This window comes from Mesorhizobium sp. M7A.F.Ca.MR.176.00.0.0, from assembly GCF_004023165.1.
GTDB lineage: Bacteria > Pseudomonadota > Alphaproteobacteria > Rhizobiales > Rhizobiaceae > Mesorhizobium.
Window position 1 is genome coordinate 1 of sequence record NZ_RZTC01000061.1, and the last position, 13772, is coordinate 13772.

The window sequence follows — 13772 nt, forward strand, 5'->3', positions numbered from 1 at the left end:
ATAATCCGGCATCAAAATCTCCGCCAAAACCCGAGCCGGCTTCTTGCCACGCCGGCCGGGCGTGGTCTCGCGAGTTGAAATGGGTTGCCGCATGCGCTTGATCCAGCCGCCCTCACGCAGCTGCCGGTCCGGCTTCACGCAGCAAATCGTCAGCTTTGTCCGTCTTCTCCCAAGTGAACTCAGGCTCTTCACGCCCGAAGTGTCCGTATGTCGCCGTCTTGCGGTATATCGGCCGTAAGAGATCAAGCATCTTGATGATGCCTTTCGGTCGGAGATTGAAAACCTCGAGAACAAGGCGCTCGATCCTTTTTTCCTCGATCCTTGCGGTTCCGAAGGTATTGACCATGACAGAAACCGGACTGGCCACGCCGATCGCGTAGGCAAGCTGAACCTCGCAGACCTCCGCAAGGCCGCTGGCAACGATGTTCTTCGCGACATACCGGGCGGCATAGGCCGCCGAGCGGTCAACCTTGGATGGGTCCTTGCCCGAAAAGGCACCGCCGCCGTGACGCCCGGTCCCACCGTAGGAATCGACGATGATCTTCCGTCCTGTGAGGCCGCAGTCGCCGGCAGGCCCACCGACCACGAACCGCCCTGTTGGGTTGACCAGAAATCTGATCCCCGAAGTATCCAGGTGGGCCGGCAGGACCGGTTTTATGATCTCCTCAATGACGCCTTCGCGGACCGTGGCTTGTGAAACCGCTTCGTCATGCTGCGTTGACAGGACTATGGTATCCAGCGCCACCGGGCGGAGCCCTTCGTAGCGTACCGACACTTGAGATTTCACGTCCGGACGCAGCCAGCCAAGCTGTCCCGCTTTCCGGACCTCGGCCTGTCTTTTCGTCAAATGGTGAGCGAGTTGGATCGGCAGGGGCATCAATGTATCCGTCTCGTTGCATGCGAATCCAAACATGATGCCCTGATCCCCTGCCCCTTGCCCGAGATCCTGCCCTCGTCCTTCATCAACGCCCTGGCTTATGTCGGGCGACTGCTCGGTGAGGGCCAGAACGACGGCGCAACGTCGACCATCTAAGCCAATCGCATCATCGTCGTAGCCAATATCGAGTATCGTATCGCGGGCGACTTGGCTGTAATCGATGTGGGCATGGCTGGTGATCTCGCCAGCCACAACGACCATCCCCGTCTTCACCAACACTTCACAGGCGACGCGCGCCTTCGGATCGGTGCGCAGGACCGCATCGAGAATGGCATCGGAGATGTTGTCTGCCATCTTATCGGGGTGTCCCGCGCCGACGGATTCGGAAGAGAACACGAACTGCCTGGTCATAAAAATGCCCTCGCTTCAAGTGCTGGAGTTAGTGAGGAGTTTCTGGATTGGGGTGGCTTATCGGTCGGGGATGCCGGGAACATCGAACGCAGTGCAGAAGTCGGCAACGTCTCTTCGTACGCTCGCATGAACTTCCTGGTCATCGGGCTGGCGGCAGACCGAGTCGATGAAAGCGGCGATCTGCACCATCTCCGTTTCGCGCATGCCCATGGACGTCACCGCTGGTGTCCCTAAGCGGATGCCGCTTGTCAGCGCCGGATGCCGCCGGTCGCCCGGGACCATATTGAAATTCGCAATGATGCCTGCACGCGATAAGCGCTCCGCATAGGCTTTGCCTGACAGCGACCGGTCCCGAAGATCAAGGATCAGCATGTGATTGTCAGTGCCCCCGGTGACGAGTTCATAACCTCGCTCCAGAAGTGCCTGGGCCAGAGCCTTGGCGTTGTGGACGATCTGCTGACCGTAGACACGAAAGGACGAGTTCGCTGCTTCCTGCAAAGCGACGGCAAGCGCGGCGATAGTATTCATATGCGGTCCGCCTTGCAGAAGAGGGAACACGGCGCGGTCTATACGTTTGGCCAGATTGTGTTTGCTCTTCGGATGATGGAGGGGCTGATAACGGTCTTCATTCCTTGATAAAATGAAGCCACCCCGGGGACCGCGGATCGACTTGTGAGAGGTGCTGGTGACCACATCGCAATGGGACACGGGGTTCGGATGCACTCCTGCGACAACCAGGCCGCAGATGTGGGCGATGTCAGCCACCAGATACGAGTTCACCTCCGAAGCAATTTCGGCCATTGCCGCGTAGTCAAAAATACGCGGATAAGCAGTTCCGCCGACCCAAATTAGCTTCGGGCGTTCCCGCTTGGCGGTCTCGCGCAAGTGGTCATAGTCAATTTGCTGTGTCTTTTCGTGCAGCCTGTACGGGACGCGCTGATAATCGCTGCCGGAAAAATTGACGGACCAACCGTGAGTCAGATGGCCGCCTTCGGGTAAAGGCAAGCCCATGACTTTGTCACGGGGGCTCAAAAGCGCGCGATAGACAGCCTGGTTGGCTGGCGAGCCTGAATAAGGCTGGACGTTGGCGTGTTCACTGCCAAATAGCGCTTTCAGGCGCTCGATCGCGAGGGTCTCAAGCTCATCGACGATCTCGTTTCCGGCGTAGTAGCGCGCACCGGGGTATCCCTCGGCATACTTGTTGGTGAAAATCGACCCGGTCGCTTCCAACACCGCCGAGGAGGCAAAGTTCTCGGAGGCGATCAGTTTGAGAGTTGTCCGCTCCTGACGCTCCTGTCTTAGAAGCAGTTCGTGAACGCGGGAGTCGACGGCGGCTAAGTGAGGCCGCCCGTAAGTGTCGGGCTGCGCGATGGCGCCGCCGGCGGAGTTATCCATGGTAGTCGCGCTCCATTTGGACTGATCTATTTCACGATCAAGCAGGCGGTCCCTTCAACCGCGCGTCTTGTATTGCTTCCAGGCGTTGTAGGTCTCTTTTATGATGGCCATCATCGTGGGGCAGGAGATCGACCACCAATTGAGCCAGCCCGCCATCCTTGCCTCCTGCTTGCATATGGTACGAAGACTGCGGACGTTGTTCGTTGCAGCAAAGAAAGTTGGCTCTGACCAGCCGCCGAACGTGGCGTCGAACCTGCTCGCGAGGCAGACTGGTAATATCGGCCAGCTCGCCGACGGTTAGATCCGCATGCGCGCAAAGGCCCAGGATTCGAAGGCGATCAAGATGCGCTGCCGTCCTTAGGCGATTTACCAGTGTCAACATTGGTTGGCATCAACCCGGACGGGATGCAGCAAGCCGCTAGCCCTTCTATCCCCATCAATCCGCATGAGACCTCTCTCGTCATTTGCTGTAAATCCGCTGGTATGGATGCTAATGGAAGATAGATCACAGTCCTTTACGACTAAGACGCCAGATATTGGGGCTAATGTACCACCTGACAGGAGACTACACTCACGAACATTATGTGAATTTTTTTTAACGTTGCTGAGATCAAGGGGGAGGTTTGGCGAATGTCTCGCCGTCGACTGTCGAATCCTGCCCGACGGGATTATAGGGTGCGTAGCCTGCTTGTCCTTTCCACATGACCAGCGACGATGGGGCGAAGGCGGCAGACATAGCTCTGGAGCATGCTGCGGTATCTTTGGCCTGAAGCCGAGGAAGGCGGACCGTGGCTTCCGCGCCGCTGCCGGGAGCCCGCGAACAGGCCAAGTGGATCAGCCGGGTGTTGCCGTCATAGAGCGTGAGACCCAAAGCTGGCCAGCCGCGCCCTGAGGCTGACGCACCGCTCAGCGTCCACCTTGCTCTCGAAGCCCATCGGCATAGCGCCGATAACGACTTGACCGCGTGCGTGTCGACGAGCGATCGGTGAGCGCAAGGATCGAGGGTGCAGTGCAGGATAATGCTGTTTTAAATCAGCGCTGTTTTCAGCCGACTGCCTTGAGCGTGGGCACAAGGATATAGGCCCAAGGCAGGAGATCATCGTCTGCTGTTCGGGAGGCCGCCCTGGGCGCGCGACAGCCGTTCCTTCGGCTGCGCCGCTCCGCCACCATCCGCGCCGTGCCTTCCGGAGACCATTCCCGCTACCGGCCGGCGCCCGTGAAAACCTCGACCCGGCGCACCGGCTCGAGATGGCTGGGCTCAGCGTAACTCTGAAGTCGTCATATACCGAAGCCTTCACAGACTTCGGACATCCCCCTCACAGTCCGATCCAGATGGCGTCAGGAACACCGCTTGCGTTGATGCGGATGAACCCCTGCTTGTGCCACAATGACCCTTATGTCAGCGCGCGAGCCAAAGCTTCCGCGCAAGGCGACGGCTAGGATAAGGCAATGCCGACGAAGGGCACATTGCTTGCCACACTCTGGAATGATGGCATGCTCGGAAGGCCTAGGCTTTGCTCAGGGCCGCCTGCAAGGCGCGCTTTGAGGTTATTCACATAGCCTTCTGCGTAGTCCTGCGCCGTCGAGACCGAAAGATCAATGCCTGCCGCCAAGGCCTCTTCCATCAGGTGCTTTACGAGCCCATTTCGAATGGCCAGCTTGACCTCGGGGCCTGCGATAAGGCCGATCGCCTGCGCGGCCATATTGAGGCCAGCTTCCTCCAGCGCTCGCTTCATATCGCCTCCGTTAATGGCCGTACGCAGGAGATTGGCTGCTTGCGACTCAGCCTCGAGAACCATCGAGGCAAGATCGGCTACTTGTCCGAGGCCCGGAATGAAGCTGAGCAGTCCCACCGCCGTTGCCGCCAAGTCGAGCACTTTCGTCTCGATTTTGAGCACGGAGTCGACGACGTGCATGACGGCCCCGCCGTTCTTTTTGGCTGACTTAATGTCAGGCTGGTCCATCAGGCCCATCTTCATGTCCGCGACGGCATTCTGCTCTTCTGCGGTTTGGGCGCCGTGGGTGATTGGCTGCTGAACGTTGCGGTTCGCAGACGACATGTTTGTGCAAAAATGGGCAAAGTCTTTTTTGCTGATATTGCCGGAATCAACCGTATGCCCGCCGCCAAAGTCGAAGAATTTATGATGGGTCTTATAGCCCGTGATCGAATTGTTCAGGAGGCCAAACAAAAGAGGATCTGAAAGGAGCTGAGAGGCTGCTTCCCGCACTTTCGGATCAAGGCTCTTGTCGTCTTTCATTTTCGCCAGTTTGTCGCGAGTCAGAACACCGCTTCCAAAGAACGTGTCCTGATGGTCCTTGATCATCTCGACCGTATTCAGCTCAGTTTGCGTGAGGCTCATCGACGATGAGGCGACTTGCAGGAAATCCGCTTTGTGCATCTTCCCTTTCGAGCCACCGCACAACTGGTTCCAAGCATCGGGGTGATCGAGGAAATATTGCGCCGCCGCAATGACCTGGGGCGGAAATTTGCCGTTTTTCGATTCGCCGCCGACCATTTTCTTGAACTCATCCAGACTCAGGTCCTTGGACAGATTTTCGGAGTACCGGTAAAACTCCCGCAAGGCATCGCTCAAGGTCATGACCGAAGGCTGCAAACCTCCGCTGCCGTCGGATGGTATGTAGTTCTGCTCGTAGCTTCGCGCTTGGGCTTCCTGAAATGCAGCAACTTGTGGGTGGTGGTTTGAAAATCCGGCCAAGTCCTTGGCGTTGATCTTGCCTCCACAGCGGCCGTCGCCCTGCGAGCCAATCGCATAAAAAAGTCCCGAATCCTGCTGCAGTCCCTGGATCGCCGCTTTCAGATCCGGTGGCGTAGAGGGATCATTGGCTTTGTCGGTCAACGACTTCCAAGTAAGCGGGCATTGGTCCTTGTGACGGTTGAGTACCGCAACAATCTGCAACTCAGCCGTGGTCAGCGACCCACCGTTCCACGTGATTCCGGGGCTCGCCCTGGGAGCCGGCTCGATCTTCGGAGTGACGCCGAGCAGATGTTGGGCTTCAGTCGCCTTGGAGCGTTGCGATTGGTCCTCCTTGAGAGCCGCCCTCATATTTGGCGGCAGCAGATCCAGTGGGTGTTGCTCCAAGCCATTCAATGTCAAGACATCCGGTGCCATATGGCCCAAAGGGTCCTGCCGCAATTTATCCATTGTCGAATCAAGATTCGACGCTGGCAGATCCCCTTGCGCGAAAGAGCCGGGCTTGTCTGCCAGCACACAAGTGGACAGCATCGCTTCGAAGCACGATGCACTTTGCTGATGCTGGGTCGCAAAATGGGAAACTTTCAGGCCCGGCCAACCCCTTGCGGACTGTAGCGAATTTGAGCGGTAGAAAGTTGAAAGATTACTGGCCGACATTATGCATCCTCAGACGTGACGTTGAAATCCCCACAAGAGACCCCGACAGAAGATCCCTTGCGTTTCACAAAATTCGACAATTCCAAGCGTCGGCAGGTCACGAATGCGCCTGCCCTGCCTTCAATTGCTGTGTTCCGGGCCGGCTCCAAGGTTCGGTCCAACACAATGGCCGGAGTCACCGCGAGAGCTGCCGGGACTCATCATGAGCGGATTAGCTTTCGAGAAACTGACGAGTTTGCGAAGAGTTCACAAAGGGGTAGCCGCAGTCATGTTCTTCAGAGCTGCGGGAAATCCTCAATGTTCATTTCTTGCCCAGCTCAGGCTTCCCGCCAACGCTATCCTGTTGTGGGATGTCAGAAGAATAAGAAGCATCCGGTCGTCCGTCGCGAACGACCGTAGTGGAGGAGCCGCGAAACAAGATCAGCACTGATTCCTTTGGCGTTGCCGCTATGTGAGTCTGCGCCTGCGCCTGCGCCACCAAGCCGTTAAAGGTCTGCTCCACGAGTGCGACGAAGCGCGGTGGACCGGAAACGAAGACGAGGCCATTGCCTGGCACGGGTTTGACCACATAGCGCTCGTCGGAGATATCAAGCTTGTCGAGAGCCCCCTTGAACGCATCGAAGCGAATCGACGTCATCAAAAGCATTCGAGTTTGCGATTCTTGTGCAGCAGACACATAGAGCACAAGGCCGTCATAGTACCATTGTAGACCGTAAAGGTTCGTCAAGCGGTCGAGGAACGCGCGCGGTGGCAAATCAGGCATACGTCCGCGAATTCGCCCCTTCACCGCAGGACTGATGTTGACCCTGATATTCAGGTTGTTGCCGAATTCCTGCAACGCTGCAGCGAGCTCCTGATCCAGAACCGTGTATCTATAGGGTGTCGCCGGAAGGGACAGCGGGACTGCATGCGCCGGGTGAATCCCGGTGGACAGAAAAAACCCGGCACAAAGAAGTCTCAAAACATGCAGGGTGACGGGTTGGATAAGCGTTCTCGGCATGTCGCACTGATAAACCAAACGCTGAAATCATCACAAGTGACTAAATTGCCGAAGAGATTTTAGATTGTCGAAATGACGCCGCCGCTAGTCAGCTTGTTGTCAGCTTGCCCCCCTAGGAGTGTTGCGCCGACACCGGGTGATGAATGGGCGGGGCTCGCCCGGTCAGAGAGAGCAACCGAGTCCTTACATGATGATGCCTGTCACGTCGATCTCTGCCACTCTAACGGCTGGCCTCCCCAGGGTCGGATCACCGTCGATTGTCGAGCAGGCCCAGTTTGAGCGCGCCTTAGGGCATGCAGCCGACTCGCTGAAAAACGATGCCGCCGCGGGGCCAGCGAGTGCGGCGCCAGTTGCTGCGGCGATGGATGTTCAGCGCGCGGCTGCGCCGACGAGCGGCATGGGCGATCGCGTGTTGCAGACGATTTCCTCCCTATATCCACACAACACTGTTTCCTTCCCCGCGCTCGACCATGACATAGCCCTTTCGAAGGGCGCTCTACCGGGACCGGCGCAGAAGCTTCCCGTTCCAGGTGAGGCGGGAACCGGAATCTCGGGCATTCCCCAACAAGGGCAAGACTTCGAAACGATGATGGCTGGTCTTCGGGATGTTTACAACGGCGTCACCCAGGTGGCGCTTATCTCCAAAGGCGTCAGCGGCGTCACATCATCCGTGAATAAACTTTTGAAGGAAGGCTGAACCGCGCGCATGATTGGCTTGGCCGAGGGCGAAATCATGCGTGGCCTGTCAGGGTGGCGGTCGGTTAGACTTGTCATGCTGCCAGTTCTCGTCGCCCTCACTGCTTGCAAAGCCGACCTCTACACGCAATTGCAAGAGCGTGAGGCAAATGAAATGCTCGCACTTCTTGAAGACAACGGGGTCGCCGCGATCCGGGTGGTCGCCAAGGATGGAACCAGCACGATCCAGGTTGACGAAAAGCTGCTCGCCTTCTCAATCAACCTTCTGAACGCCAAGGGGCTGCCGCGCCAATCCTTCAAGAACCTCGGTGAGATATTCCAAGGATCAGGCCTGATTGCCTCGCCGACCGAAGAGCGTGCCCGTTACGTGTATGCCCTGAGCGAAGAGTTGTCGCGGACGATCAGCGATATCGATGGCGTTTTTTCTGTACGTGTTCACGTCGTGCTGCCGCATAACGACCTTGTGCGAGCCGGTGCCACGCCATCCTCGGCCTCGGTGTTTATCAGGCACGACGCAAAAACAAATGTCGCGGCTCTGCTGCCAAAGATAAAGATGCTTGTAGCCGACAGCATCGAAGGCCTGTCCTACGATAAGGTGGAAGTGGTTTTGGTGCCGGTAGAACGGTCCGCACACGAGCAACGGCCCGATCCGACTGCTGTTTTGCCACAAGCATCACTACCTCTTCCTGCGCCACTTCTGGCGACCGTAACAGGTTTTGCCGCAGCCGTATTCGGCGTGGCCTGTTATCTCTTGATCGGCGTTGTTACGCGTCGGCGCAAGCAATCAACCGGCGTTTCCAAGGTCGAGGGGCGCCGGGATGCTTCTGCTGTCGAGGCCATTCGCAAAAGAATGCCTGCAATTGGACGTGGGTGACATCTCATTGCCAATGCCTATACAGACCGCCCGACCTGATGGTCCGCACTTTCCGGGCGCGAGCGAGCTTGCGGCTTCGGCCCATCCAACCCGTCTTGCGGCGCGTCTTGATCCAGCGTTATCGGCCGAAACGTTAGTGAAGTTGCAGAAGTGTTCCAGACTGCATCCAAGGCTGGCAGAATTGCTGGGCAACGATGACGTGGATCTGAACCACATCGGCTGCAGGCCGGACCTTCTACGCGGGCATGATCCATATCGAGCGGCCCTTCTTGCTGGTAGTATCTGGCATGCCCGTTCGCTGGTCGCGTTTGTCTCTCAGCCTGAGCTTGCCATCCTTGTTAAACGCATCGGCGTGGAGGCACACGCATTCGGAATCCGACACCTGCTGCATGCTGTTGACAAAAGACTGATCTCGGACCCAGAAAAACTCGCTCAGCAAATCGAATACGATGGACACGCATGTCTTGGGGCTTGGCTCCAGGACAGTTCAGCTACCGAGCGTAACCGCGTGCTTCTTCGATTGCCCGAGGGGACTGCCGCGGAGACTCCAGCACCTGAGCATTGGACCGCCGCCGGCCAATTGCTTTCACTTGTAGTAGCTCATTTTGAGACAGAGACCCCGGTGAAATGACAGTCGAACTTTCCGAGGGGCCAATAGCGCCGCAGATGCGTCCAGTCGGACCACTGATACCCGCGAGCGAGCTCGAAACCTGGCACAGCGCCGCGCAAGCCCTTGCCGCGGCAGAACGGCATCGGCAGCGCGTTCGAAACTGGGCACGCGCGGTTTACCAGCGGGCGTGGGCGCGCGGCCACATGGAGGGCTCGAATGCAGGCACCGAGGAGATGGCAGGGTTGATTGCGGAGACAATCTCCGAAATCGCGCGACGAAAGGCGGCTCTGGAGCAGGAATTGCCGCAGCTCGTGATGGAAATATTGAGCGATCTTATCGGCGCTTTCGATCCGGGCGAGCTATTGGTGAGGGCTGTTCGTCACGCCATAGAGTGTCAATACAGCGGCGCCGACGTTTGCCTTCATGTTTCTCCCATGCAAGTCGACATGCTTGCACGAGAGTTTGCTCGATGCGACGGCCAGGATGGTCGACCAAGGGTGCGGATCGAGCCCGACCCGACATTGTCGCCGCAACGCTGCGTGCTGTGGAGCGAGTACGGCAATGTTGACCTTGGACTTGACGCCCAGATGCGCGCGCTGCGCCTTGGTTTCGGGACGCTCTGTGAGAAAGGCGAGCTATGAGAAAGCCCGTCCCAGAACATAACGCTGACGCCGACACTCGAGCTCTCGTTCCAGCAATCTCGTCTTTGAGGGCTGCGGCCAAGCGAATTGATACGCGTGCGGTGCGCGGTCGGATCACGCGGGCTATCGGCACACTGGTTCATGCCGTCTTGCCAGACACTCGTATTGGGGAACTTTGCCTCCTAGAGGACCCGCGAACCGGGCTGTCGCTCGAGGCCGAGGTGATCGGCCTGTCGGGTGATGGTGTATTGCTGACACCGATCGGGGACTTGGTGGGCCTATCCAGCCGCGCAGAGGTCGTGGCCACTGGCCGAATGCGTGAGGTGCCCGTCGGCGGCGATTTGCTCGGTCGCGTGATCGACAGTCGTTGCCGCCCATTGGACGGCAAAGGCGAAATCAAGACCGTCGAAACTCGGCCCCTGCATGGCAGAGCCCCCAATCCGATGACGAGGCGCATGATTGAGCGGCCATTCCCGCTTGGGGTCCGTGTCCTCGATGGTCTGCTGACGTGCGGCGAGGGCCAGCGGATCGGGATTTATGGCGAGCCAGGTGGTGGCAAGTCGACGCTGTTGTCACAGATCGTAAAGGGTGCCGCCGCTGACGTCGTCATAGTGGCGCTCATAGGCGAACGTGGACGGGAAGTTCGTGAATTCATCGAAAGGAATCTTGGTGAAGAGGGCCTTCTCCGTACAGTCGTCGTGGTTGAAACATCCGACCGCTCGGCGGTAGAGCGTGCGCAATGCGCTCCAATGGCGACTGCGCTCGCGGAATATTTCCGCGATCAAGGCCTACGCGTTGCTCTCATGCTGGATTCGCTGACGCGCTTCTGCCGCGCTATGCGCGAAATAGGCCTTGCTGCGGGTGAGCCGCCGACGCGACGGGGCTTTCCTCCTTCCGTTTTTGGCATGCTGCCAGGCCTGCTCGAGCGCGCCGGCATGGGTGAGCGGGGCTCAATCACGGCCTTCTATACGGTGCTTGTAGAGGGTGATGGCACGGGTGATCCAATCGCCGAGGAATCGCGTGGTATTCTCGATGGCCATGTCATCCTCTCACGCGCTATTGCGGCGCGATCGCATTTCCCCGCTATTGATGTGCTGCAGAGTCGCAGCCGCGTCATGGATGCAGTCGTTTCGGGGACACATCGCAAGGCAGCATCCATTTTCCGCGAGCTCCTGTCGCGCTATGCCGAGACCGAGTTCTTGATCAATGTTGGCGAATACAAGCCAGGTGGAGATCCCCTGACTGACCGGGCTGTCGCGTCAATCGACGAACTGAGGGAGTTTCTGCGCCAGAGCGAAGATGACGCGTCAGATTTCGAGGAGACGGTCGCATGGATGTCGCGTCTGACCGCGTAAACTGGATTCAGTCTTCGAGGTTACGGCTTCTGAAGGAAATGCAAGAGCGTCGTGCCCTTGGCGAGCTGTCCAAGAAGGAAGCCCAGCGCGATGTGGCCGCCTCAGCCGTACAAAATGCCTCTAGGGAGCTTGCAATGATACAGCAACATTGTTCAAGAAAAGAAGCAGCGCTCTATCAGCATCTGATGTCACTCGACAACTTGTCTAGCGCAGCGCTCGACCGTCACCGCCTTCACACTGAACAGCTTGCCGCTGAGATCAATTCCAGACGGCAGATGCTTGATGATACCCAAATCGCTCAAGAGGAGGCTGAGATGGCGGCGTCCAGGACGAGGGAGCTATGGGTCATATGTTCGGCGGCAAGGGACAAATGGCAACAAATCGAGGACGACGTGCGGCGCGCCGTCGAGACTCATTCGGAGGCCGCAGCCGAGATCGAGGCCGACGATGAGATACTGCTGAAATATGCGAGGGGGTCGCTTGCCTAAATGCCGCGCAACCGGATCCGACGGTCGCAAGAGGTCGTCCGAATGACACGACCGTGCAGTCTTTGATAGGCGCTGCGGTCACACCCGCCATGTTCGAACCAGTTCTGAAACTGTCCCACACGGTTGTCTCGTGGCTCAATGATACAGCAGCGCCGCGCACGCCGTTTCAAAGCCGGATCAACGAGGTGCCGCTATCGGTGCGAACGGCAGGGCTTGTCTGGCAGCAGGAACCTGCTGCCATTCCGATGCTTGACTGCGTCTGGAGAGTGGGAGCCGAAACGGTCATCTTGTCACTGTCGCGCCCGCTCGTAGAGGAGTTCATCACGACAGTGCAGAACGGCTTGGCCTTCCCTTCCGAGCCAACTGCTTCGCTAATTCTCGAACTCGCTCTGGAGCCGCTTGTCACTCGACTGGAGGAGACGACGCGTCTGAACGTGCAACTCGTGCGGGTATGCGAAGCCACGATGCTGGCTCCTCATCTTGAACTCGACATCATTTTCGGCGCGGTCAAGGGCAAGGGCCGTCTATTCCTGTTCACGCCACTTGACGGCTTAGTACCGCCTGCGTTTCGCGCGCTAGGCGAACTGCTTGCCCAGTTGCCGCGGCAGCTGGGCGGGCTGCCTCCAGAGCTCCCGCTCATTGTTGCAGGAGAGGTCGGCACGCTTCGCCTTCCTGCGGCGCTTCTTAGAAGCGCATGTGTCGGTGATGCATTGTTGCCCGATATTGCGCCGTTCGGCCGCGGCCAGATCACCCTAGCTGTCGGCCAGTTGTGCGCCGAGGCGGATCTTGACGGCGATGAATTAATCTTGCGGGGGCCTTTCCGCCCGCGACCGTGTCCTTTGGAGAGTGCGCATATGACACAACCCGGATCGCAACTGGAGCTTACTAAGGATCTCGACGATGTCGAGATCGTGCTTGTCTTTGAATGCGGCCGCTGGCCTATTTCTCTTGGGGAATTAAGAAGTGCCGGCGAAGGGCATATTTTTGAACTTGGATGGCCGATCGACGGCCCGGTCGACATAGTGGCCAATGGTCAGCGTATCGGGCGTGGCGACATTGTCCGCATCGGAGAAGAGCTGGGCATCAGGCTGCGTGGCGGGTTTGCATGCAATGAGTGAAGCTCAGCCGACAATCCTGGCGCTTCTTGCGGTTACCGCCGGACTCGGTCTGCTGGTTTTAGCAGTTGCCACGACAACGGCCTTTGTAAAGGTATCAATTGTTCTTTTCCTCGTCCGCAATGCGCTCGGGACCCAGACCATACCACCCAATGTGGTGCTGTACGCCGCGGCGATGATCCTCACTATGTTCGTTAGTGCGCCCGTTGCTGAGCAGACCTATGACCGCATGTCGGATCCCAAGCTCCACTATCAGACATTCGACGACTGGGTAAGCGCCGCTAAAGCCGGAAGTGAGCCCTTGCGCGAGCATCTCAAGAAATTCACAAATGAAGAGCAGCGGCGATTTTTCCTATCTTCGACAGAAAAGGTCTGGCCAGAGGAAATGCACGCTGCAGCCACGCCTGATGACTTTGCAATACTTGTACCATCTTTCTTGCTATCGGAATTGAAGCGTGGATTTGAGATAGGATTTCTACTTTATCTGCCTTTTATTGTTATAGATCTGATAGTGACAACTATCTTGATGGCGATGGGCATGTCGATGGTCTCACCAACTGTTATATCTGTCCCGTTCAAGATCTTCTTGTTTGTTGCCATTGATGGTTGGTCAAAATTGATGCATGGGCTTGTGCTGAGTTATACGTTACCGGGAGGCTGATCATCACTGAATCCAGCATCATTACTCTTATGAGCCAATCACTGGTGGTTTTCATGATCTGGATTCTACCGCCGCTCATTGCATCAGTGGTTGTCGGCCTCGTCATCGGCATCCTCCAGGCGGCGACGCAGATCCAGGATGAAAGCTTGCCGCTCACCGTGAAGCTTCTGGTCGTTGTCGCGGTGATTGGGCTGTTTGCTCCTGTGCTAAGCGCCCCGCTCATAGAGCTAGCCGATCAGATCTTCACCGAGTTTCCCGCAATGACACTTAGCTACTAG

The 13772-nt window shown here is 57.7% G+C and carries 14 protein-coding genes; 9 read left to right on the forward strand and 5 right to left on the reverse strand.

The features are described 5' to 3' along the window. Positions 1-112: 112 nt before the first annotated feature. The 5 genes from metK to EOB59_RS20270 all read right to left on the reverse strand — a co-directional run bounded on the left by metK (position 113) and on the right by EOB59_RS20270 (position 7054). The gene (gene metK / locus EOB59_RS20250; protein ID WP_127317697.1) at positions 113-1288 is read right to left on the reverse strand and encodes a methionine adenosyltransferase; all 1176 of its coding nucleotides are present in this window, start codon (positions 1286-1288) and stop codon (positions 113-115) included. Positions 1289-1345: 57 nt separating this feature from the next. Further along, entirely contained in the window at positions 1346-2683 is a 1338-nt protein-coding gene (glyA, locus tag EOB59_RS20255) for a serine hydroxymethyltransferase (protein WP_063169266.1), read from the reverse strand. Between the two features lie 37 nt (positions 2684-2720). Then, positions 2721-3065 (reverse strand): helix-turn-helix domain-containing protein, encoded by a 345-nt coding sequence (locus tag EOB59_RS37325; protein WP_084831489.1) that lies wholly within the window; start codon positions 3063-3065, stop codon positions 2721-2723. Positions 3066-4119: 1054 nt separating this feature from the next. Continuing rightward, on the reverse strand, positions 4120-6054 hold the full coding sequence (locus tag EOB59_RS20265; RefSeq protein WP_128289089.1) for an HrpF/NolX family T3SS translocon protein: 1935 nt from the start codon (positions 6052-6054) through the stop codon (positions 4120-4122). Positions 6055-6355: 301 nt separating this feature from the next. Continuing rightward, complete coding sequence (locus EOB59_RS20270; RefSeq protein ID WP_024505367.1) at positions 6356-7054, reverse strand: secretin N-terminal domain-containing protein; 699 nt, start codon at positions 7052-7054, stop codon at positions 6356-6358. Positions 7055-7241: 187 nt separating this feature from the next. Between EOB59_RS20270 and EOB59_RS20275 the strand changes: the two genes are divergently transcribed. The 9 genes from EOB59_RS20275 (at position 7242) to EOB59_RS20315 (ending at position 13772) form a co-directional block, all read left to right on the forward strand. Next, complete coding sequence (locus EOB59_RS20275) at positions 7242-7751, forward strand: nodulation protein NolB (protein WP_024505368.1); 510 nt, start codon at positions 7242-7244, stop codon at positions 7749-7751. A 9-nt stretch (positions 7752-7760) separates the two neighbouring features. Beyond that, entirely contained in the window at positions 7761-8624 is an 864-nt protein-coding gene (gene sctJ, locus EOB59_RS20280) for a type III secretion inner membrane ring lipoprotein SctJ (protein ID WP_127248569.1), read from the forward strand. Continuing rightward, positions 8569-9255, forward strand: coding sequence for a nodulation protein NolU (locus EOB59_RS20285; protein WP_268931266.1), 687 nt, complete (start codon positions 8569-8571; stop codon positions 9253-9255). The genes sctJ and EOB59_RS20285 overlap by 56 nt, the downstream gene beginning before the upstream one ends. Further along, positions 9252-9875, forward strand: a complete 624-nt coding sequence (gene sctL, locus EOB59_RS20290; RefSeq protein WP_024505371.1) for a type III secretion system stator protein SctL — start codon at positions 9252-9254, stop codon at positions 9873-9875. Before EOB59_RS20285 ends, sctL begins: the two co-directional genes overlap by 4 nt. After that, the gene (gene sctN, locus EOB59_RS20295; RefSeq protein WP_024505372.1) at positions 9872-11230 is read left to right on the forward strand and encodes a type III secretion system ATPase SctN; all 1359 of its coding nucleotides are present in this window, start codon (positions 9872-9874) and stop codon (positions 11228-11230) included. The genes sctL and sctN overlap by 4 nt, the downstream gene beginning before the upstream one ends. Then, the gene (locus EOB59_RS20300) at positions 11206-11718 is read left to right on the forward strand and encodes a hypothetical protein (RefSeq protein ID WP_032899688.1); all 513 of its coding nucleotides are present in this window, start codon (positions 11206-11208) and stop codon (positions 11716-11718) included. The genes sctN and EOB59_RS20300 overlap by 25 nt, the downstream gene beginning before the upstream one ends. An 89-nt stretch (positions 11719-11807) precedes the next feature. Next, positions 11808-12836, forward strand: a complete 1029-nt coding sequence (sctQ, locus tag EOB59_RS20305) for a type III secretion system cytoplasmic ring protein SctQ (protein ID WP_095769044.1) — start codon at positions 11808-11810, stop codon at positions 12834-12836. Next, positions 12829-13494: a type III secretion system export apparatus subunit SctR gene (gene sctR, locus EOB59_RS20310; protein ID WP_029354851.1), complete on the forward strand. Its 666-nt coding sequence runs from the start codon at positions 12829-12831 to the stop codon at positions 13492-13494. Before sctQ ends, sctR begins: the two co-directional genes overlap by 8 nt. Before the next feature lie 2 nt (positions 13495-13496). Continuing rightward, positions 13497-13772: an EscS/YscS/HrcS family type III secretion system export apparatus protein gene (locus EOB59_RS20315; protein WP_024505375.1), complete on the forward strand. Its 276-nt coding sequence runs from the start codon at positions 13497-13499 to the stop codon at positions 13770-13772.